The organism is Roseibium alexandrii DFL-11 (assembly GCF_000158095.2).
In the GTDB taxonomy this organism is placed as follows: Bacteria; Pseudomonadota; Alphaproteobacteria; order Rhizobiales; family Stappiaceae; genus Roseibium; species Roseibium alexandrii.
The window spans coordinates 2,296,388-2,309,745 of the sequence record NZ_CM011002.1 but is presented as its reverse complement, the minus strand read 5'-3'; the positions used below and the strand labels follow the sequence as shown (position 1 = coordinate 2,309,745).

The 13,358-nt window shown below is 57.5% G+C and carries 12 protein-coding genes; 9 read left to right on the top strand and 3 right to left on the bottom strand.

The features are described 5' to 3' along the window. Positions 1-49: 49 nt before the first annotated feature. Complete coding sequence (locus SADFL11_RS10795; protein ID WP_008195340.1) at positions 50-628, bottom strand: GDYXXLXY domain-containing protein; 579 nt, start codon at positions 626-628, stop codon at positions 50-52. Continuing rightward, positions 625-1,974, bottom strand: coding sequence for a DUF2157 domain-containing protein (locus tag SADFL11_RS10790; protein ID WP_008188726.1), 1,350 nt, complete (start codon positions 1,972-1,974; stop codon positions 625-627). Before SADFL11_RS10790 ends, SADFL11_RS10795 begins: the two co-directional genes overlap by 4 nt. Positions 1,975-2,329: 355 nt before the next feature. Between SADFL11_RS10790 and SADFL11_RS10785 the strand changes: the two genes are divergently transcribed. The 3 genes from SADFL11_RS10785 to SADFL11_RS10775 all read left to right on the top strand — a co-directional run bounded on the left by SADFL11_RS10785 (position 2,330) and on the right by SADFL11_RS10775 (position 4,966). Continuing rightward, on the top strand, positions 2,330-3,340 hold the full coding sequence (locus SADFL11_RS10785) for an ABC transporter substrate-binding protein (RefSeq protein WP_134852987.1): 1,011 nt from the start codon (positions 2,330-2,332) through the stop codon (positions 3,338-3,340). Between the two features lie 73 nt (positions 3,341-3,413). Next, the gene (locus SADFL11_RS10780; RefSeq protein WP_008189247.1) at positions 3,414-4,205 is read left to right on the top strand and encodes an ABC transporter ATP-binding protein; all 792 of its coding nucleotides are present in this window, start codon (positions 3,414-3,416) and stop codon (positions 4,203-4,205) included. Beyond that, positions 4,202-4,966: an ABC transporter permease gene (locus tag SADFL11_RS10775; RefSeq protein ID WP_008196038.1), complete on the top strand. Its 765-nt coding sequence runs from the start codon at positions 4,202-4,204 to the stop codon at positions 4,964-4,966. Before SADFL11_RS10780 ends, SADFL11_RS10775 begins: the two co-directional genes overlap by 4 nt. A gap of 392 nt (positions 4,967-5,358) precedes the next feature. Here SADFL11_RS10775 and SADFL11_RS10770 read toward each other — a convergent pair whose 3' ends face one another. After that, entirely contained in the window at positions 5,359-7,170 is a 1,812-nt protein-coding gene (locus SADFL11_RS10770; protein WP_008189798.1) for an ABC-F family ATP-binding cassette domain-containing protein, read from the bottom strand. A 187-nt stretch (positions 7,171-7,357) separates the two neighbouring features. Here SADFL11_RS10770 and SADFL11_RS10765 point away from each other — a divergent pair, with 187 nt between their 5' ends. The 6 genes from SADFL11_RS10765 (at position 7,358) to SADFL11_RS10740 (ending at position 13,353) form a co-directional block, all read left to right on the top strand. Beyond that, positions 7,358-7,888, top strand: a complete 531-nt coding sequence (locus SADFL11_RS10765) for a BA14K family protein (protein ID WP_209002788.1) — start codon at positions 7,358-7,360, stop codon at positions 7,886-7,888. Positions 7,889-8,173: 285 nt separating this feature from the next. Beyond that, on the top strand, positions 8,174-8,947 hold the full coding sequence (locus SADFL11_RS10760) for a substrate-binding periplasmic protein (protein WP_040451697.1): 774 nt from the start codon (positions 8,174-8,176) through the stop codon (positions 8,945-8,947). 385 nt (positions 8,948-9,332) lie between these two features. Continuing rightward, a complete protein-coding gene (locus tag SADFL11_RS10755) occupies positions 9,333-10,919 on the top strand; it encodes a peptide ABC transporter substrate-binding protein (protein WP_008193646.1) in 1,587 nt (528 codons plus the stop codon). Between the two features lie 15 nt (positions 10,920-10,934). Further along, positions 10,935-11,255, top strand: coding sequence for a hypothetical protein (locus SADFL11_RS10750; RefSeq protein ID WP_008195449.1), 321 nt, complete (start codon positions 10,935-10,937; stop codon positions 11,253-11,255). Between the two features lie 35 nt (positions 11,256-11,290). Then, on the top strand, positions 11,291-12,214 hold the full coding sequence (gene oppB / locus SADFL11_RS10745; protein ID WP_040451699.1) for an oligopeptide ABC transporter permease OppB: 924 nt from the start codon (positions 11,291-11,293) through the stop codon (positions 12,212-12,214). Between the two features lie 11 nt (positions 12,215-12,225). Next, complete coding sequence (locus SADFL11_RS10740; RefSeq protein WP_008196155.1) at positions 12,226-13,353, top strand: ABC transporter permease subunit; 1,128 nt, start codon at positions 12,226-12,228, stop codon at positions 13,351-13,353. Positions 13,354-13,358: the final 5 nt, after the last annotated feature.

Below are 13,358 nucleotides of genomic sequence, written 5' to 3'. Positions count from 1 at the left end.
CTTTGCGAAGAATATCATAGCGCGCTCATACTCTCCGATAGCGGCTCCGTCAAAAGGCTGCGTCGTTTTTGAAGGGTTTTCCGTCGACCAGAAGGCGCAGCGGCAATGACCGGCCATCTTCAGTCACGGCCACCACCAGATTGACGCGCTCCGTATCCAGGTCCTCGATGATGAGGCCGTCGCCTTCGGGCAAGAAGAACGCATCTATACCGTAGTAGATGCGAATGTCGCTGCCGCCGACGGACTGGACGGTCCCGGCCATGGCGGCAGTACCGGAAGCATCCGGTGCCTTGCCAACGGAGGCCGCACGCATAACGCCGTCAGTCCCGGGCGCCAGACGGACATAGACCCGGTCTCCCTCCTTGGCCTCGTTTGCGCCGGGCAAATCAACGGACACACGGGCGATGGCCAAGTTGATGATCACATAATCGCCGCGCAGAAGGTCTCGCGGATCAACCGGGACCAGCGCCAGGGTCACCTCCTTGCCGCTCATCTGAACATCGAGACGGTCGATCAGAGGGAGAGCAATGAGGGTCAGCTGCACAAGCGCGATCAAGCCCCACTTCAAGAATGGAGATAGTTTGCGTGAGCGGGTGGCTGGCTGCTGATCGAGCGCTTCGGCGGTCATGAGCGAGCCTCCGCTTTGTCTGCCGGTCCTGATTTTCGTTTGAACAAACGGGCCAGCCAGAGCGCCATGCCAAGAAGGACAAGGCCGGCGATCAGGAAAAAGACTGACTGTCCCAAAAGGGAGCCGATGGTGACCTGAAGCAGCCAAAGTCCAACACCCGTCAGAGCGAGATAGGCACAGAGCATCCAGAAGCGGTTGTTGAACCAGGTTCCAAGGGTGCAAAGCCCGATCAACGAAGCGAGTGCGAGGGCCGACACCAACAATACGTTCTCAACAACCAAGGGCGCCAGACACGTGAGCAAGGCTAGCCCGACGGCGGCGAAAAGGGCAAGTGCCTTTTCCGTCTTGAACGACATCACAAGGCCAATGACACACAGCGCAACCGCTGACAGCAGGGGCAGCGCGACCGGTAGCGAGAAGACCCGCATCAGCGGAACACCGTCATCAAACTCCTGAACCGCAATCAGGCTGACGAACACAAGTGCGCACAGCATCATGAAGCCGATGTCCTGCAGGGCGCGCAGCATAAGCCAGTGTGCATGCGTCTTGACCGGTTTGTAGCTCGACCATTTCACATAAAGATCGCCGATCGGGCCAAGTTGGATCATGGTCGCGAACAGGCCGCCAAACCCTGCAAGGATCATGGCGCCAACGGCATCATCTCCACCCAGCATCCGGTCGGCCACCTCTCCAAACCAGCGTCCGTACGTAACGAGCAAGACAGCAATCGCTGCAAACCGGCTGAGCCGGGCAGGGTGGAAGAAGGGATGCAGGAAAATCGCGGCTAGAAACACGATGCTGATCACGGCGTCCGCCCCGCCTGCATGCTCTGTAAACATCCTCGACGACTGCCAGGTAACGGCAGCAATTGCAGCCACCGTCAGGGATGTGATGGATCCGGACAGCCAGGCAGCAGCAAGGGCGCCCATGCAAACCAGGAACGCGCCCCCGGACCAATCGGCGGGCATATGGAAAATCTGTCCGACCAGCGCCATCCCACCGACAAACACCAAGGTGGCAAAACCCGTCGCCAAATCCGAAAGACCTTTCTTGCCGGCCCGGGAGGCGAGGGCTGCCAAAAGGTGCGCGCCAAGGATCAAGGCGGCAATGCCTGCCAGCTTGATGGATTTCGGGATTGCACCCCAATTCGCGGCAATAAAGGCAAACAACGCCAAAGCAACGCAGACGACACCAATACCGGCCAGGGCCATGGGCAGTCTGGAGCGTCCGTCGTCCTGATCCTGGTCTTCCAGAATGGCTGCTGCGCCTTCCGGGGTCAGCCAGCCTTTGCCGACCCATGTCTCCAGATCGTCCCGCAGCCGTTTCTTGTAGGCCCAATCGAACATTGCCACTCCGCAAAATTGCCGTGTCACTTGTCTTTATCTCAGCGGGCCCGCTCCTGCCAGCCTTGCGTAATGCGCCTGGATATCCGCGTGTCTTGACCGCTTGGTCTAATTATGGCGCGGATATTCTGAGCACCTGACGTCGCTCATCATGATCTGTTTCGGCTTATCTTAAGGCCAAATGAAGGCTGGCAGCCAACGGAAAGTCAGCAAACTCAGTCACTTGTTGCCCTGGAAACACGCAGCAAAACTATTGGGCACGCCCTGCGTAGATGATGAGCAGTCGAAAGTACTGCTTGATTTTTGAGCATATTGATTTCAACGTCATCCAAACCTTCTTGAAATGCAGGGGAAATATATGCGTCTTCTCACAGGGGTGGCCCTCGCTTTGGCCCTAACATCGTCCACGGCTCTTGCAGCCACGGACATCAAATTCACGCTTGATTGGAAATTCGAAGGACCGGCAGCGCCGTTCTTCATCGCGCTCGACAAAGGGTACTTCGCCGACGAAGATCTGAACGTGACGATCGACACCGGAGCGGGCTCCCGCGAGTCGATCCCGCGTGTTGCGACCGGCACTTACGACATGGGCTTTGGCGACATAAACGCTCTGATAAAGGTTCTGGACGATCAGCCGGATCTCAAGGTGAAGGCCGTGATGATGGCCTATGAAACGCCGCCTTTCGCCGTGATTGGCCGCAAAAGCCAGGGTGTCACGGAAGATCCGAAGTCTCTGGAAGGCAAGACCCTTGGCGCCCCGCCGCCGGATGCGGCCTTTGGTCAGTGGCCGGCCTTCGTTGATGTCACAGGCATCGACACCTCCGGCATCAAAATCGAAAGTGTCGGCTTTCCGGTGCGCGAGCCGATGCTGGCGCAAGGCCAGGTCGATGCGATCTTCGGGTTCTCCTTCTCCTCGGTCATCAACCTGAAAGCCCAAGGGGTTCCGGAAGACGACATCTCCCTGATCCTGATGGGTGAGAACGGTCTGGGTCTTTATGGCAACGTGGTGATTACCAACACGGACTTTGCCGAGGAAAACCCGGAGGCCGTGAAAGGCTTCCTGAAGGCTCTGACCAAAGGCTATCTGGATGCAATTGCCGATCCGGCTGCTGCTATCCCTTACGTCATGAAGCGCAACGAAATCCTCGATGAAGCCGTCGAGATCGAGCGTCTGACGATGGCCGTTGAAGGCTCCATCGCGACACCGGCCGTGAAGGAAAACGGTTTTGGCGGTGTCGATGTGGATAAGCTGACGAAATCCATGGAATATCTCCAGGGCTCCATGGGTGTCAGCGCAACGCCTCCGGCACCGGAGCGGGTCTTTGATGCCAGCTATCTGCCGCCCAAAGAAGAGCGCATGCTGAAGTAGGTTTGTCGCTCCACGATGCTATGGCCGCAGCCGATCCGGCTGCGGTCTCCTTCCTTTTCCAACGGATCATTCAGTGACCGGATTTGTAGATTTAAGAGATGTCCGCCTGACCTATGGCGGCGCAGCAGATGGGACGCTCGCCCTCGATGGGCTCACCATGAGCGTCAAGAAGGGTGAATTTGCCGCTGTGGTCGGCCCGTCCGGATGTGGCAAGTCGACATTGATGAAGCTGGCCACCGGCCTGATCGCGCCGCAAAACGGCACCATCGAAGTCGCAGGGCATGAAGTGGACGGCCCTGTATCCGTTGCCGGCATGGCCTTCCAGAACCCGTCCATGCTGCCCTGGCGCTCCTCACTTGCCAACGTCATGCTGCCACTTGAGATCGTTCAGCCGCACCGATCCAAGTTCCGCTCTGAAAAACAAGCCTATACGGCCAAGGCGGAGGCTCTTTTGGAGCTGGTCGGGCTTAAGGGGTTTGGCGACAAATATCCATGGCAACTGTCCGGCGGCATGCAGCAAAGGGCCAATCTGTGCCGTGCGCTCATTCATGACCCAGCCCTGTTGATGCTGGACGAGCCTTTCGGCGCGCTCGACGCCTTCACCCGGGAAGAACTTTGGCAGGTCATGCGCGATCTGCACGCGGAAAAAGGGTTTACAACCATTTTGGTGACGCATGATTTGCGCGAAGCGGTGTTTCTCGCAGACAAGGTGTTCGTCATGAGCGCACGTCCCGGAACCATCATCCGTGAGCGCGAAGTCCCTTTTGAGCGTCCCCGTCCGATTGAATTGACCTATGAAAGCGCCTTCAACGACATTGTTCATGAACTGCGCGACCTGATCGCCAATGCGAGGGCTGCCGCATGACCTCATCCCGCTGGATCACCGCTGCGCCGTGGCTTTGGGCGATTGGTCTGTTTGTACTCTGGGAAGGCTCTGTCCAGGTTTTCGACATCCCGGTGATCATCTTGCCGGCACCGTCAGATATCTGGGCGGCAACCGTGAAGTACTGGTCGCCGATTTGGAAAAACTCCGTCCAGACGCTGTATACGACTGTTGTGGGTTTCGTCATGGCCGTTGTTGGCGGCATGGCGCTTGGCCTTGCAATCGGCTGGAGCCGGTCGATTTACGCCGGACTTTACCCGATCATGATTGGTTTCAACTCGATCCCGAAGGTCGCAGTCGTTCCGATCCTCGTCATCTGGTTCGGCATCGGGACCATTCCCGCCGTTATCACCGCATTCCTGATCGCCTTCTTTCCAATCGTTGTGAATGTGGCCACAGGTCTTGCGACGATTGAGCCGGAGATGGAAGACGTTTTGCGCGCGTTGGGGGCCAAGAAGCACGACATCATGCTGAAGGTCGGTATTCCACGAGCGATGCCTTATCTGTTCGGCTCGATGAAGGTGGCGATCACGCTGGCCTTCGTCGGATCGGTGATTTCTGAATCCATCGCGGCCAACTCAGGCCTTGGCTACATGATGCAGCTGGCCCAGTCCCAGTTTAACGTCCCGCTCGTTTGGGCAGGGCTTGTCGCTCTCGCTGTTCTGGGTATTATTATGTACGCACTAATGGCATGGCTGGAAATGCGAATGACGGGATGGGCACATCGCGGCAACCGCAATTAAGCCGGCAAAATTGAAATACTGAGATCAGAGCCAAACTCAATACCAATCCAGAGGGGGCTCTGAGGGGCGTCCGAGAGGCCCGGACGCCCTTTTTCATGGGCGCGAGGTCGCCTGAGCTCGCGACGCTCCGATCTCGACCAATCCATCCTATGACCGTACCCAAAACAGGTCTGATCGAGTTGACAGGAGGCTGAGTGGATCTCCGCTCGGCGGCGGGAATGACGTTGGGAAGACGGGCGCTTTCCCGGACGCAGCGCAAGCGGAGATCCGGGATCTACCCGTTCGCAGGGGCTGGTACGTATCGCGTGAAAGCTTCAGCGCGCTGGTGGGAGAGTAGATCCCGGCACAGGGCCGGGACGGCGCCGGCTGTTCTCCGCGCCACACACCACTGCTCAGCCCTCGTTGAGCATTTCCAGCTCCAGCCACTGTTCTTCCATGGCGTCTTTTTTGGTTGAAAGATCAGTGATTTGTGCGGACAACTTGGCAAACTTGTCCGGGTTCTTCGCGTAGAGCTCCGGGTCGTTCATGTCGCTTTGAAGTTTTTCAAGCTGCGCTTCAATTTTCTCGATGTCTTCAGGCAAAGATTTAAGCAGGTGCTGCTGGGTGAAGCTGAGTTTCGATTTCTTCTTCGGTTTTTCCTCTGAAGGCGTTGACCCTTGCGCCTTTTCCTTCCTGGACGGTGCTGACTTTTCCGCCTTGCGTGCGCTGACGCCTTCGCCGCGCTGGGCGAGCATGTCGGTGTAGCCGCCCGCATACTCCCGCCACACACCGTTGCCCTCTGAGACAATGACGGATGTCGCCACCCGGTCGAGGAAATCACGGTCGTGGCTGACGATCAGTGCCGTGCCCTTGTAATCGGCAAGCAACTCCTGCAGAAGATCGAGCGTTTCCAGATCAAGATCGTTGGTCGGCTCGTCGAGCACCATCATGTTGGATGTCGATGCCAGCGCCCGCGCAAGCAGGGCGCGCGCCCGCTCGCCGCCTGACAGCACGCCGACGGGCGTCCGGGCCTGTTCGGGCGAAAACAGGAAGTCCTTCATGTAGGACATGACATGTTTGGTTTCGTCGCCAATGACGACGGTGTCGCCGCGCCCGCCGGTCAGGACGGAGGATAGGTTGTCCTGTGGGTTGAGGTTTTCCCGCTTTTGGTCCAGCGTCACCATCTCCAGATTGGTGCCAAGGCGCACCGAGCCGGTGTCTGGAGTCAGCTCGCCTGTCAGCATCTTCAAGAGCGTTGTTTTGCCCGCTCCATTCGGGCCAACGAGGCCGATGCGGTCGCCGCGCTGGATGCGGGACGAGAAGTCCTGGACGATCGACCTGTCGCCATAGGTTTTCGAAATCCCCTTGGCCTCGATCACCAGCTTGCCGGAGGTTTCGCCTTCAGCTGCAGAAAGTTTGGCGGTGCCCTGCGGGCCGCGGTGTTCGCGCTTTTGCTTGCGCAGATCGGCCAGCTCGCGCACCCGGCGCATGTTCCGCTTGCGCCGCGCGGTGACCCCATAGGTCATCCAGTGTTCTTCGCGCTTGATCTTCTGCGCCAGCTTTTGCTGATCGACCTCTTCTTGCTCAAAGACCTCATCGCGCCAGGCTTCAAAATGCGCAAAGCCCTTGTCGAGGCGGCGCGAGATGCCCCGGTCGATCCAGACCGTTGCACGCGACAGGTTTTCCAGGAAGCGGCGGTCGTGGGAGATCAGAACGATGGCGGATTTCAGGCTCCGCAGCTCTTCTTCCAGCCACTCGATGGCCGGGAGATCGAGGTGGTTGGTCGGCTCATCGAGAAGGATAATATCCGGTTCGGGTGCCAGCGTGCGGGCAAGGGCCGCTCTGCGGGCTTCCCCGCCCGATAGCGAATTTGGATCTTCCTGACCGGTGAGGCCCAGAACTTCCAGTAGATAGGCCCCGCGATACGGATCGTCGCCGTCTGTCAGCCCTTCATTGACGTAGTCCAGTGTGGAGGTATACGCGGACAGGTCCGGTTCCTGCGGCAGGTAGCGGATTGTGCGGCCCGGCTGAAAAAACCGTTCGCCGGTGTCCATTTCCACCATGCCGGCGGCGATCTTCAACAGTGTCGATTTGCCCGAGCCGTTGCGCCCGACAAGGCACAGCCGTTCCCCTTCCGCTACGGAAAGTTCGGCGCCGGTCAAAAGCGGGGTGCCACCGAAGGTCAGGTGAACATCGCGAAGGGTCAAAAGCGGAGGAGGGGCCATGTGTGTCCGGTCTGGGAATTGAGGGTCTGGCGCCGGGTTTTACGGGCGCGGGGAGCGGCTTGCAAGCTCGGCTGGAAACGGCTTTGAAAGAATTGATCATCAGGCGGACGATTTTGGCCAAGAAAGCATGTATAGTGATTGCTGAAGGCAGGGGCAGAGCAACCGGGCAAACGTGGAGGCGTCAACGGTGACTGGTCGCAGCTTGAAAGAAATAACTGACCGTATGCGTCTGCAGACGCGCGCAGCGATGAGACTTGCAGCGGCTGGAGTGTTCGGCCTTGCAGTGATTGCAGGGACGGCGCTGGTAAGCGGATCGGGAGCCGCGAAAGCTGATTCCATCTACATCGGCAGCGGCGGCATTGGCTTTTCCTTCGGAACCGGTGGATATCGTGGCGGTGCCTATTACGGCGGTCGTGGCTACTATGGCGGCCGAGGGTATTATGGCGGCGGTTACTATAGACCGCACCGGCCTTACTATCGTCCGTACTACAAGCGCCCTTATCGCTACCGGTCACGAGTTCGGATCAATCCGCCCCTCTACATTGCGCCGCCGGTCGTTGTCCACCCGGGCGCCCCGCAGCGGGTCCCGTATACCAAGACCGGACTCGCGCCGTTCACGCCGGAGTACTACGCGTATTGTGCCCGCAAATTTAAGTCCTTTAACCCAAATACGGGCACGTATCTGGCTTACAGCGGGAAATACCGGTTCTGCCGGTGAGCCTCGTTTGTTCGTGTGTGGGTCCAAACTGATCGCACCGGCGCGCTGACCGCGCGTCGGTCTTCCTTGCCGCGAATTGCAGAGTCTTTTTGGAGGGCAAGGTCTTCGTGCCCAAGAGGCATTCCCTGCGTCAATCAGTAGTTAGAGTTTTCGAAATTTCGAATTAAGTTTGAATTACTTAGTAGTAATCACAGTGCGATAAATACAGCAAGCCGGATTAAGCTGTTTTTCATAGCTATCGATTTGGATGGTGTTCTAATTGGCCTCCAGATACTGGGAAATTCGATGAAAAAAACAGCCCTCTTTTCTGTCCTCCTGACAATGGTTCTGCAACCGGCTACGTCATGGGCGGACGAGATCACCGTAATGGCGGGCAACTTGCCACCCATGTTTCTTGACGGCGGCGGCGGCCGCGAGGCCGAGCTGATCACCGCGGCCCTTGAGAAATGCGGTCACACGGTCAAATTCAACATTCAGCCCTTCACACGCCACTGGGAAAGCTTCAAGAACGGGCAGGGCGATGCCGTCGCGACCGTTCCGATGGGCATGCCGATCGATGGCACTGCGACCGGTGTCTATATCCACTATCAGAACGGCGTCTCGTTTCTGACTGACAGTGGTGCCAGCTACGACGGTTTGCCGGATCTTTCTGGCAAGAAGGTCATCGGCTTCAAAGGTGCTGAAAGCATCATTCCGGGCCTTGCCGACCACACCGGTTCGTTTGCGGACTACAGGGAAGTTACCGACCAGATTACCCAGAGCCGGTCGTTGTTCGGCGGGCGTGTCGATGCGATCATCGGCGACGGCATGCTATTTGCGGAGTACAATCAGCAGCTTCGCGGCCAAAGCGATCTGCGGTTCGACCCCAATCAGTCTGTTTCCTTCAAGGCCGTGTTTGACTCCAGCCCGTACACCATGGCGTTCCGGGATGCGAAGATTGCGGCCGACTTTGACCGTTGTTTCAAAGAGCTTGAAGCCGACGGCACCGTGAAGGCGATCAACACAAAATGGGTCGATAAGTACCGTGACAGCCTGGGCTCCTCGTATCTCGGTTACTGATACTCAGAAGACTTGCTGACCAAGCCGGCCGGCTCCGGACCGGACGTGTCGAACAGTGTGCGCACATGTTCGGGCGTTCTGTTTGGGCTGGCCGGTTTTGTTTGTGACGCCAAGAAGGTGTAGCATCGGTGCTCCAGGCAACGCCGCAACACCCCTGATGCAACTATAGATAGTTATTTGGCTGCTTTTGCCGAGCGCAGCTTCTTTAGCTTGGCTTGATATTATCGGAAAATATTTCCCTTCCACGGTGATTTATAGGAAAAATATCGCCTTTTTGGATTCTTGGTGGAAACATATTCAGGCGATGCTTGAATGCACGTTATGGGCGTGGAATGTATATCGCCATCGTTTCTTAAATTGACAAAAATCCTGAGGGGAGAACGATATGATCAAGTCCTTGCGCGTCACCGCGCTCGCCGCCGCGCTGATGGCGGCAACATCGCTCACGGCCATGGCCGAAGTGGTTTATCACCGTGGGAACACAGGTGATCCGGAAACGCTGGACCAGCACAAGACGTCCACCGTCTATGAGGCGCACATTCTGCGCGATCTTTACGAAGGTCTCGTCGCTTACAACGCAAAAGGGGAAATTATCCCGGGTGTTGCCGAAAGCTGGACGGTCTCGAACGACGGCACTGTTTATACTTTCACGCTCCGCGAAGATGCCAAGTGGTCGAATGGCGACCCGGTGGTTGCTGGCGATTTCGTTTATTCGCTGCGCCGGATCATGAATCCGGAAACAGGCGCAAAATATGCAAACATCCTGTACCCGATAAAGAACGCCGAAGCCGTCAACACCGGTGATTTGGCGGTGGAGGAACTGGCCGTCAAAGCCATTGATGACCGCACGCTCGAAATCGCCTTGGAAGCGCCCACCCCGTATTTCATTGACTTGTTAGGTCACCAGACAGGACTGCCTGTGCACCCGGCCACCGTTGAGGCTCATGGCACGGATTTCGTGAAGCCGGAAAACATCGTTTCGAACGGGCCGTTCACGCTGGTCGAGTTCACACCGAACGCCCAGCTGAAGGCCAACAAGAACCCGCAGTTTCACGATGCGGACAATGTTCAGATTGATACGGTGATCTTCTATCCGACCGAAGACCGGGGCGCTGCCCTGCGCCGGTTCCAGGCCGGCGAGCTGCACACAAACAATGATGCGCCGACTGAGCAGGTCGCCTTCATGAAGGAGGAACTCGGGCCGCAGTTCCGCGTCGCGCCGTATCTTGGCAACTACTATTACGCTCTCAACCATGAGGACGAAGCGCTGTCCAACCCGGACGTGCGCCGGGCGCTCTCCATGGCGATCGACCGGGAGTTCCTTGCCGAGGAAATCTGGGGCAGCGTTATGGTTCCGGCTTATTCCTTCGTTCCGCCTGGCATCGGCAACTACGGTGAACCGGCTTATGCGGACTACAAGGACATGTCCTTGATTGACCGTGAAGATAAGGCGATCGAGTTGCTCGCAAGCGCAGGCTTTTCTCTGGACGATCCGCTGCAGCTGGAGATCCGTTACAACACTTCCGAAAACCACAAGAACACGGCCGTTGCGATTGCCGACATGTGGAAGCCGCTGGGTGTTGAAGTGTCCATGCTCAACACGGATGTCGCAACCCACTATGCGCATTTGCGGGACCGGGGTGACTTCGATGTCGCGCGCGCAGGCTGGATCGGCGATTACTCCGATCCGCAGAACTTCCTGTTTATGGTGGAAAGCGACAACACGGGTTTCAACTACGCGCGGTACAACAATCCGGAATACGACGCGCTGATGGATGAGGCTGCAAAGACCGTTGATCTGGAAAAGCGTGCCCAACTCCTGCAGCAGGCCGAAGCCCTGTTCATGCGCGACCTGCCGTTCATCCCGTTGATGTACTACGGTTCCATGAACCTCGTCTCCGACACGGTCACTGGATTTGAAGACAATCTTCAAAATATCCATCCGACACGCTGGATGAGCATCGCCCAATAACGGTAACGTTCGAAATTGGCGGCGGCGGATCTTCCGCTGCTGCCGGTTTTGCAAGATGGCGGCCTGAATGGTTTAGGGTCAGGACCCATTAATTTGGATGAATTGGTAGGGATGAATTTGTTCGGATACGAGGTGCAATGCTGCAGGAAACCGTCCGGTTTTCAAAGGTTTGCAACAACGTTGGCGGGCAAATTCGCTCTATTCTTCGGGAACGCAAAAACGGCTTCGATCCGCTACGTCAAACCGCTCAACCGGGCAGAAAGCCCGCTTATCGTGCTTTTCGTTGCAGCTCATCGCCGTTTGCGGCGCCAATTCAATCCAATTAATGGGTCCTGACCCTAAGATCATCGTGGAACGAGAAGGGCAAGCTGATGACCCGCTACGTGTTCGGTCGATTGCTGGGCGCAATCCCGACGATTTTTCTGATTGTAACAATCTCCTTCTTTTTGATCCGGATCGCGCCGGGCGGGCCGTTCGACCTCGAACGCCCGCTTGAGGCCAAGGTGATGGAAAATCTGAACAAGATTTATCACTTGGATGAGCCGCTCTGGACACAGTACCTGCTCTATCTGAAATCCATTTCGCAGCTCGATTTTGGCCCGAGCTTTTACTTTCGCGACTTCACCATCAATGAGCTCTTTGCCGCCAGCTTGCCGATCTCGATTCAGCTCGGTTTGAGCGCTCTTGCCCTGGCGCTGGTTGTCGGTGGTCTAATGGGGGTTGTGGCGGCGCTCCGGCAAAATGGTCCGGCAGATTACTCTGTCATGGCCGCTGCGACCCTTGGTGTGACCATACCGAACTTTGTCGTGGCTCCCGTGCTCACGCTCTTGCTCGGTGTCTGGCTCGGTTGGCTGCCTGTGGGCGGCTGGGGCGATGGGGCATTCGTCAACAAGATCCTGCCCGTGGTGACCCTGGCATTACCGCAGATTGCGGTGATTGCCCGATTGACCCGCGGATCCATGATCGAGGCCTTGCGCTCCAACCACGTTCGGACTGCCAGGGCCTATGGTTTAACGAACTACCTCGTGATCGTGGTTCACACCTTGCGCGGCGCGATCCTGCCGGTGGTGTCTTATATGGGGCCGGCCGCGGCTGCCCTGTTGACCGGATCCGTGGTGGTGGAGACCATCTTCGGTATTCCCGGCATTGGCCGCTATTTCGTGCAAGGCGCGCTGAACCGCGACTACACGCTGGTTATGGGTACCGTGGTCGTCGTGGCGTGTTTCGTCATCATCTTCAACCTGGTCGTGGATCTGCTTTATGCGCTTCTTGATCCGCGCGTGCGCTACGACTGAGAAAAACACACATGTCTGTCACGACACCCGATACCATCGGCGTTCCGCAACGCGGGCGCTCGCTCTGGGATGATGCCCGGGACCGGCTTTTGGCGAACAAGGCGGCTGTTGCCAGCATGATTGTTCTGGCCACCATCGCGCTGTTGTCGGCCCTTGGCCCGATCCTGTCGCCGCATGACTATGACACCGTTTACAGGGACTATGTGAAGGTACCCTCAAGCCTTGTTGCTTACCCGAAACCGGATCAGGTTGAACCGGCATTTGAAGCCCTTGTGAAACGGGCGCGCTTGAACCTTGAAAGCTATGAGCGGGTTGGTGATCAGGTGGTTGCGGAAGTGACCTCCCGCCGGGCCATTGATCCCCGATCAACCCGGTACATCGACCGAAGCGACCTGTTCAAAAACGCGGCCTTGAGCGACCTTGCGGATGAAGACAAGCGCGCGACGCTGACTGCCGACATCAACTATCTGCATTTCTACTTTGGCACCGATGCCAATGGCCGGGATCTGATGACCCGGACGTTCATTGCCGGCCGTGTTTCTCTGACGATCGGTCTTCTCGCGACGGTCGTAGCCATCACCATCGGTGTTCTTTACGGGGCGACGTCCGGATATCTCGGCGGACGGGCCGATCAGCTGATGATGCGGGTGGTCGACATCCTCTATTCGCTCCCCTTCATCTTCTTCGTGATCATGCTGGTGGTGTTCTTCGGCCGGAATTTCATTTTGATGTTTATCGCAGTTGGAGCAGTCGAATGGCTGGACATGGCCAGGATCGTGCGCGGTCAGACGTTGACCATAAAGCGGCAGGAATTCGTGCAGGCAGCCGAGGCGATGGGCGTTGGGGACGGCGGCATCGTTCGCCGGCACATTATCCCGAACACGCTCGGCCCGGTGGTTGTCTACATGACCCTGCTCGTGCCGAAGGTGATTCTTCTTGAAAGTTTCCTGTCGTTCCTCGGTCTTGGCATCCAGGAACCGATGACGAGTTGGGGCGTTCTGATTTCCGAAGGCGCCCGAAATCTGCAAGGGTCAGCCTGGATGCTGATCTTCCCATCCATCTTCCTGACATCGACGCTGTTCGCGCTGAACTTTATCGGCGACGGCTTGCGCGATGCGCTGGATCCCAAGGACCGATAGGAGGG

Bases quoted from the DNA above. Each gene is read 5' to 3' on its own strand.
- oppB (WP_040451699.1), top strand. From the start codon at position 11,291: ATGACCCGCTACGTGTTCGGTCGATTGCTGGGCGCAATCCCGACGATT.
- SADFL11_RS10760 (WP_040451697.1), top strand. From the start codon at position 8,174: ATGAAAAAAACAGCCCTCTTTTCTGTCCTCCTGACAATGGTTCTGCAA.
- SADFL11_RS10770 (WP_008189798.1), bottom strand. From the start codon at position 7,170: ATGGCCCCTCCTCCGCTTTTGACCCTTCGCGATGTTCACCTGACCTTC.
- SADFL11_RS10775 (WP_008196038.1), top strand. From the start codon at position 4,202: ATGACCTCATCCCGCTGGATCACCGCTGCGCCGTGGCTTTGGGCGATT.
- SADFL11_RS10785 (WP_134852987.1), top strand. From the start codon at position 2,330: ATGCGTCTTCTCACAGGGGTGGCCCTCGCTTTGGCCCTAACATCGTCC.
- SADFL11_RS10740 (WP_008196155.1), top strand. From the start codon at position 12,226: ATGTCTGTCACGACACCCGATACCATCGGCGTTCCGCAACGCGGGCGC.
- SADFL11_RS10755 (WP_008193646.1), top strand. From the start codon at position 9,333: ATGATCAAGTCCTTGCGCGTCACCGCGCTCGCCGCCGCGCTGATGGCG.
- SADFL11_RS10795 (WP_008195340.1), bottom strand. From the start codon at position 628: ATGACCGCCGAAGCGCTCGATCAGCAGCCAGCCACCCGCTCACGCAAA.
- SADFL11_RS10790 (WP_008188726.1), bottom strand. From the start codon at position 1,974: ATGTTCGATTGGGCCTACAAGAAACGGCTGCGGGACGATCTGGAGACA.